Annotated in this window: 6 protein-coding genes, 1 pseudogene and 1 riboswitch; of the genes and pseudogenes, 5 read left to right on the top strand and 2 right to left on the bottom strand. The window is 62.6% G+C overall.

Annotated elements, in window-relative coordinates; translation table 11 throughout:
- The 3 genes from HX846_RS32335 to mntP all read left to right on the top strand — a co-directional run.
- Positions 1-686 (top strand): ABC transporter ATP-binding protein (locus tag HX846_RS32335; protein WP_178966962.1); only part of this gene is annotated, 686 nt, incomplete at its 5' end.
- Complete coding sequence (locus HX846_RS32330) at positions 683-1,633, top strand: oligopeptide/dipeptide ABC transporter ATP-binding protein (RefSeq protein WP_178966961.1); 951 nt, start codon at positions 683-685, stop codon at positions 1,631-1,633. The genes HX846_RS32335 and HX846_RS32330, both read left to right, overlap by 4 nt.
- A 41-nt stretch (positions 1,634-1,674) precedes the next feature.
- A riboswitch (yybP-ykoY riboswitch) is annotated at positions 1,675-1,841 on the top strand.
- 10 nt (positions 1,842-1,851) lie between these two features.
- Complete coding sequence (gene mntP / locus HX846_RS32325; protein WP_003220119.1) at positions 1,852-2,415, top strand: manganese efflux pump MntP; 564 nt, start codon at positions 1,852-1,854, stop codon at positions 2,413-2,415.
- Positions 2,416-2,574: 159 nt separating this feature from the next.
- On the opposite strand, the gene HX846_RS32320 is transcribed toward mntP, so the two are convergent.
- A complete protein-coding gene (locus tag HX846_RS32320) occupies positions 2,575-3,642 on the bottom strand; it encodes an NAD(P)-dependent alcohol dehydrogenase (RefSeq protein WP_003220118.1) in 1,068 nt (355 codons plus the stop codon).
- A 142-nt stretch (positions 3,643-3,784) separates the two neighbouring features.
- Between HX846_RS32320 and HX846_RS32315 the strand changes: the two genes are divergently transcribed.
- On the top strand, positions 3,785-4,603 hold the full coding sequence (locus HX846_RS32315) for an alpha/beta fold hydrolase (protein WP_003220116.1): 819 nt from the start codon (positions 3,785-3,787) through the stop codon (positions 4,601-4,603).
- A gap of 69 nt (positions 4,604-4,672) precedes the next feature.
- Here the strand turns inward: HX846_RS32315 and HX846_RS32310 are convergent, their stop codons facing one another.
- Complete coding sequence (locus HX846_RS32310) at positions 4,673-5,548, bottom strand: LysR family transcriptional regulator (protein WP_178966960.1); 876 nt, start codon at positions 5,546-5,548, stop codon at positions 4,673-4,675.
- A 176-nt stretch (positions 5,549-5,724) separates the two neighbouring features.
- On the opposite strand from HX846_RS32310, the pseudogene HX846_RS32305 reads away from it, so the two are divergent.
- Positions 5,725-5,909: pseudogene (locus HX846_RS32305) on the top strand (NAD(P)H-quinone oxidoreductase); the annotation flags it as partial.

Genomic DNA, 5,909 nt, shown 5'->3' with positions numbered 1-5,909 from the left:
CGATGACCGCGCTGAACCCGACCCGGCGCATTGGCCGGCAGATGCTCGATGTGATCATCCACCACCAGCGCCTGAGCAAGGCCGCCGCCCGTGCCAAGGCCATCGCCCTGCTGCAGGACATGCACATCGCCGACCCCGAGCAAGTGCTCGACAGCTACCCCTTCGAACTCTCCGGCGGCATGCGCCAGCGGGTGATGATCGCCTTGGCGTTTTCCTGCGACCCTCAGTTGCTGATCGCCGATGAACCCACCACTGCCCTCGACGTCACCGTGCAACGCCAGGTGCTGTTGCTGCTGCGGGAAAAAGCCCGGGAACGCGGCACCGCGATCCTGCTGATCACCCACGACATGGCTGTGGTCTCGCAGTTCTGCGACCGGGTGTATGTGATGTACACCGGCGCCGTGGTGGAAGAAGGCCCCACCGCCCAGGTGATGAGCGACCCGCGCCACCCCTACACCCAAGGGTTACTCAGCGGCTTGCCGGAACAGGTGAAACCCGGCGACGACCTGCTGACCATCCCCGGCCAGGTGCCCAACCTTGCCGCCCTGCCCTCAGGCTGCACCTTTCGCGAACGCTGCCCCCAGGCCATGAGCCAATGCATCGAGCGCCCGCGCCTGGACCTGATCAACCCTGCCGGCACCCGCAAAAGCGCGTGCTGGCTGACTGCCGGGGAGTCGGTGCAATGACCGTGTCTCAAGATTCACTGCTGGCTTTGCGGGATGTACGGGTCAAGTTCCCGGTAAAAACCGACTGGCTGGGCCGCCCGCGCGGTTATGCCCACGCCCTCAACGGCATCGACTTGCAGGTGCGCCGTGGGGAAACCCTGGGGATTGTCGGCGAGTCCGGCTGCGGTAAAAGCACCCTCGCCCAGTTGCTGATGGGCCTGGTCAAGCCCAGCGACGGTGAAGTGGACTGGGTCTACGAAAGTGCCCGGGAACGCCACCGGCATGTGCAGATCGTATTCCAGGACCCGCAATCGTCCCTCGACCCGCGCCTGCCCATCTGGAAAATCATTACCGAGCCGCTGTTCGCCCTAGGCGACACGCCCAAGAGTGAAATGCGCACCATCGCCGCCAAGGTCGCCGCGCAGGTAGGCATTCGCGCTGAATACCTGGACCGTTACCCGCACCAGTTTTCCGGTGGCCAGCGCCAACGCATCGCCATCGCCCGCGCGCTGGCGTCCAACCCGAGCATCCTGGTGCTGGACGAGCCGACCTCGGCCCTGGATATCTCGGTGCAGGCGCAAATCCTCAACCTGCTGGCCGAACTGCAACGGCGGCTGGGGCTGACCTACATCCTGATCTCCCACAACGTTTCGGTGGTGCGGCACATGGCCGACCGGGTGGCGGTGATGTACCTGGGGCAGATCGTGGAACTGGGGTGTGCCGAGCAAGTGCTGGAGCAGCCGAAGCATCCGTACACCCAGCTGTTGCTGGAGGCGGTGCCCAAGCTGGGGGTGGCGCTGGACGACGCGTATGTCAGTGCACCGACAGAGCTGCCGGGGAACCGGGTGTTGCCGGGTGGGTGTTTCTTTCTCGACCGCTGCCCGAGGCGTACAAAAGGCTGTGAGCGGCCGCAGCGGTTGACGGGTGGGATGAGTCAGCAGGTGCGCTGTCACCTGGAGCATCCGTGAGGCGTCCTTAACGAAATTTTCATGATTGCGCGGCTATGATCCGCCACCTCGTTGGGGAGTAGCCTGCTTCGGATTCTCGAAGCGTTCGTATCAACATTCTCGGCAACATGCCGTGGTGCGAACACCATTTTGGTTGGTGAGACCAGCGACACATCCATGCCTGAAGTCGGGCGTGTGGTTGTGTCGTTGACTCATACAGCCCGACTGGAAGCCTTACCGTGAACCCCATTTCCCTGATTCTTCTCGCCCTTGCCATGTCCACGGACGCCTTTGCGGCGGCCATTGGCAAAGGTTCCAGCCTGCACAAACCACGCCTGACCGAAGCCCTGCGGGCCGGGCTGATCTTTGGTGTGATCGAAGCGATCACGCCGATTATCGGCTGGGCCATCGGCCAGGCCGCCACTCGCTGGGTGGAACAGTGGGACCACTGGATCGCCTTTACCCTGCTGGTAGCCCTGGGCCTGCACATGATCTACAACGGCTTGAAGGCCGATGATCCAGAGGAAGAGAAACCGAGCCAGCACTCGTTCATGATTCTTGCCGTGACCGCGTTTGCTACCAGCATTGATGCCTTGGCGGTGGGTGTGGGCCTGGCGTTTGTCGACGTGAATATCCTGGTGGCCGCTGCGGCGATCGGCTTGGCGACGATGACCATGGTAACCATCGGCATGATGCTTGGCCGGGTGTTGGGGACTGTGGTCGGCAAGCGCGCCGAGATGGTCGGCGGCGTGGTGTTGATGCTGGTGGGTGCGACGATTTTGTATGAGCACCTGTCGGCCTAGAAACCGGCGAAGATCAAAATGTGGGAGCGGGCTTGGGTGGGAGCGGGCTTGCTCGCGAAAGCGGTGGTTCAGCCAGCCTATTGAGCGACTGACACACCGCCTTCGCGAGCAAGCCCGCTCCCACACAAGCCCGCTCCTACAGGGATCTGCAGCGATCAATCAGGCCGCGTGTTTTTCTTTCTTCAGGCTCTCGATGTCGATCACGAACCGATACTTCACATCGCCCTTGAGCATGCGCTCGTAGGCGTCATTGATGCCCTGGATGTCGATCATCTCGATGTCCGAGACAATCCCGTGCCTGGCGCAGAAATCCAGCATGTCCTGGGTTTCCTGGATGCCACCGATCAACGACCCGGCCAGGCTGCGACGCTTGAAGATCAGGTTGAACACGGTCGGTGACGGGTGCGGGCTATCCGGGGCGCCCACCAGGGTCATGGTGCCGTCGCGCTTGAGCAGGTTGAGGAAGGCGTCGAGATTGTGGGACGCGGCCACGGTGTTGAGGATGAAGTCCAGGGAGTTGGCAACCTTGGCCATTTCGTCCGCGTTCTTCGACACCACCACTTCATCGGCCCCCAGGCGCAGGCCGTCTTCGCGCTTGTTCGGCGAGGTGGTGAACAGCACCACGTAGGCGCCCATGGCATGGGCGATTTTCACCGCCATATGGCCCAGGCCACCGAGGCCGACAACGCCGACGCGCTTGCCCGGCCCGACGTTCCAGTGGTGCAGCGGTGAGTAGGTGGTGATGCCTGCACACAGCAGCGGCGCGACCGCCGCCAGGTTGCTCTCGTCGTGGGAGATCCGCAGGACGAACTTCTCCTTGACCACGATATTGTCCGAGTAGCCGCCGAAGGTGTTTTCGCCGCCAAAAGCCGGGCCGTTGTAGGTGCCGGTGAAGCCGTTTTCGCAATACTGCTCCTCGCCCTCGGCGCAGGATTCGCAGTGCTGGCAGCTGTCGACCATGCAGCCGACACCGGCCAAATCGCCCACCTTGAACTTGCTGACATTGGCGCCCACTGCGGTCACCCGTCCAACGATTTCATGGCCCGGTACCGACGGGTACAGGGTGTTTTTCCATTCGTTGCGTACGGTGTGCAGGTCCGAGTGGCAGACGCCGCAATAGAGGATGTCGATCTGCACATCATCGGCCCCGGGGGCGCGACGTTCGAACGTGAAGGGTTTGAGCGAATCCTTGGAGTCACGAGCGGCATAGCTGTAAGTCTTGGCCATTTCGTTCACCTGTTTGTTCAGACGGTAGAAAGCAGTTGACCAGCATAGACGCTGAACCGTTCAACCGAGCACAGGCATACAAGTCCCTCGTCAGATTCTGCGCCTATAGTATTGGCTGCCCTCTCACCCAAGGAGTTTTGCCATGAGCACCCTACGCACACAAGACGGTACCGAGCTCTACTACAAGGACTGGGGCACCGGCAAACCGGTGCTGTTCAGCCACGGCTGGCCGCTGGATGCCGATATGTGGGAATACCAGATGGAGTACCTGAGCAGCCGCGGCTACCGCACCATCGCGTTCGACCGCCGTGGTTTTGGCCGCTCGGACCAGCCCTGGACCGGTAACGACTACGACACCTTTGCCGACGATATCGCCCAGTTGATCAACCATCTGGATCTGCAGGACGTGACCCTGGTGGGCTTCTCCATGGGCGGCGGCGATGTCAGCCGCTATATCGCCCGCCATGGCAGCGCGCGCGTGGCCGGGCTGGTGTTGCTGGGGGCGGTGACGCCGCTGTTCGGGCAAAAGCCGGATTACCCGCAAGGTGTCGAGATGGCAGCGTTTGACGGGTTCAAGGCCGCGCTGCTGAAGGATCGCGCGCAGTTCCTGGCAGACTTCAATACGCCGTTCTATGGCATCAACAAGGGCCAACAGGTCTCCAGCGGTGTATTGACTCAAACACTGAACATCGCCCTGCTCGCCTCGCTCAAGGCGACGGTGGATTGCGTCACCGCGTTCTCGGAAACCGATTTCCGCCCGGACATGGCCAGGATCGACGTGCCGACCCTGGTTATCCACGGTGATGGCGACCAGATCGTGCCGTTCGAAACTACCGGCAAGGTCGCCGCGCAGATGATCAAAGGCGCGCAGTTGAAGGTGTACAAGGATGCCCCCCATGGTTTTGCGGTGACCCACCAGCAAGCCTTGAACGAAGATCTGCTGGCCTTCCTGCAACGCTGAGCCGATTGCGTTCTTCTGCGACGGCTTAGTTCTGGCCGGGCTGACACCCGGCCTTTTCAGGCAGTCGTACTATTCCCCGGTGCCGGCAAACCCCGCGACGATCTCGCCGATCACCACCCGCACCCGCGCGGTGTGCCGCAGGTCGGCATGGGTCACCAGCCACACATCGTAGGGCAACGGCCGCGTACGGTCCGGCCACAGCCGCACCAGGCCGTCGCGTTCGCCGGAAACTATCGGAACCTCACCGATACCGATCCCTGCGGCGATGGAGCGGCGTACCAACAGGCTTGAACTCAAGGCCGCAACAATACGTCCGCGTCCCAGCGGCTCGCTGACCAGGGTCAGGTCCTTCTGGCTTTGCAGGTGCGGCTGATACACCACCAGGTCGTGTCCTTCAAACAGGCTGCCCGGTTCGGGTGCGCCGTGCCGATCGATATACGCCTGCGAGGCAAACAGCCCCACCGGCCAGCGGGCGATGCGCCGGGCGATCAGGTCGGGGTTGTCCGGGCGGGTATTGCGCACCGCGATATCGGCTTCGCGTTTGGCCAGGTTAAGCAACTGGGTCGAAGCGTCCATCTGCACGCGCACGTCAGGGTGCGCATCGTGCAGCCGGGCAATGGCCGGGATCAGGAAGTCGATGGCCAGGGAATCGGTGGTGGTCACCCGTACGGTGCCGGTCAGGCGGTCGTCCAGGCCCAGGACCTGACGCTCCAGGTCAAGGGCCGAGCGCTCCATGTTCTCCACCGATTGCAACGCGGCCTCACCCACGGCGGTCAGCGCATAGCCCTCGGAGGTGCGCAGGAACAACGTTGCGTTCAAGGACTTTTCCAGGGCATTGACCCGTCGCCCCACGGTGGCCTGATCCACCCCCAGCACCCGCGCGGCTCCGCGTAATGTGGACTCGCGGCACACCGCGAGGAACACCCGCGCATCGTCCCAATTCATGGCTTTCCCCTTCGATGCATTTTTGCATCATCGTGACGTGTAATCGCAGCATTATTGCATCACTCATCACGGCTATGCTGGGCACCAGAGAAAATACCCAGGATCGCCAGCAGGCTGAACCGCTCGGTGACGGGCGCGGTCCCAACCCACACGTTCATTGCTACAGGTGCGCTCAAATGACTCTGCCCCACGAAATGACCCTGATCGAAATCACCAGCCCCGGCGGCCCCGAAGTCCTGCAACCACGCCAGGAGCCGGTACCTGTCGCCGGCCCCGGCGAAGTGCTGATCCGCGTGCACGCCGCCGGCGTCAATCGCCCGGACGCCCTGCAACGCGCCGGCACATATCCGATGAAACCCGG

The sequence above is a fragment of the Pseudomonas sp. K5002 genome (genome assembly GCF_013386655.1).
Lineage (GTDB): Bacteria > Pseudomonadota > Gammaproteobacteria > Pseudomonadales > Pseudomonadaceae > Aquipseudomonas.
Note: the sequence above shows the minus strand (reverse complement) of the source record. Positions and strands in the feature narration are given on the sequence as shown.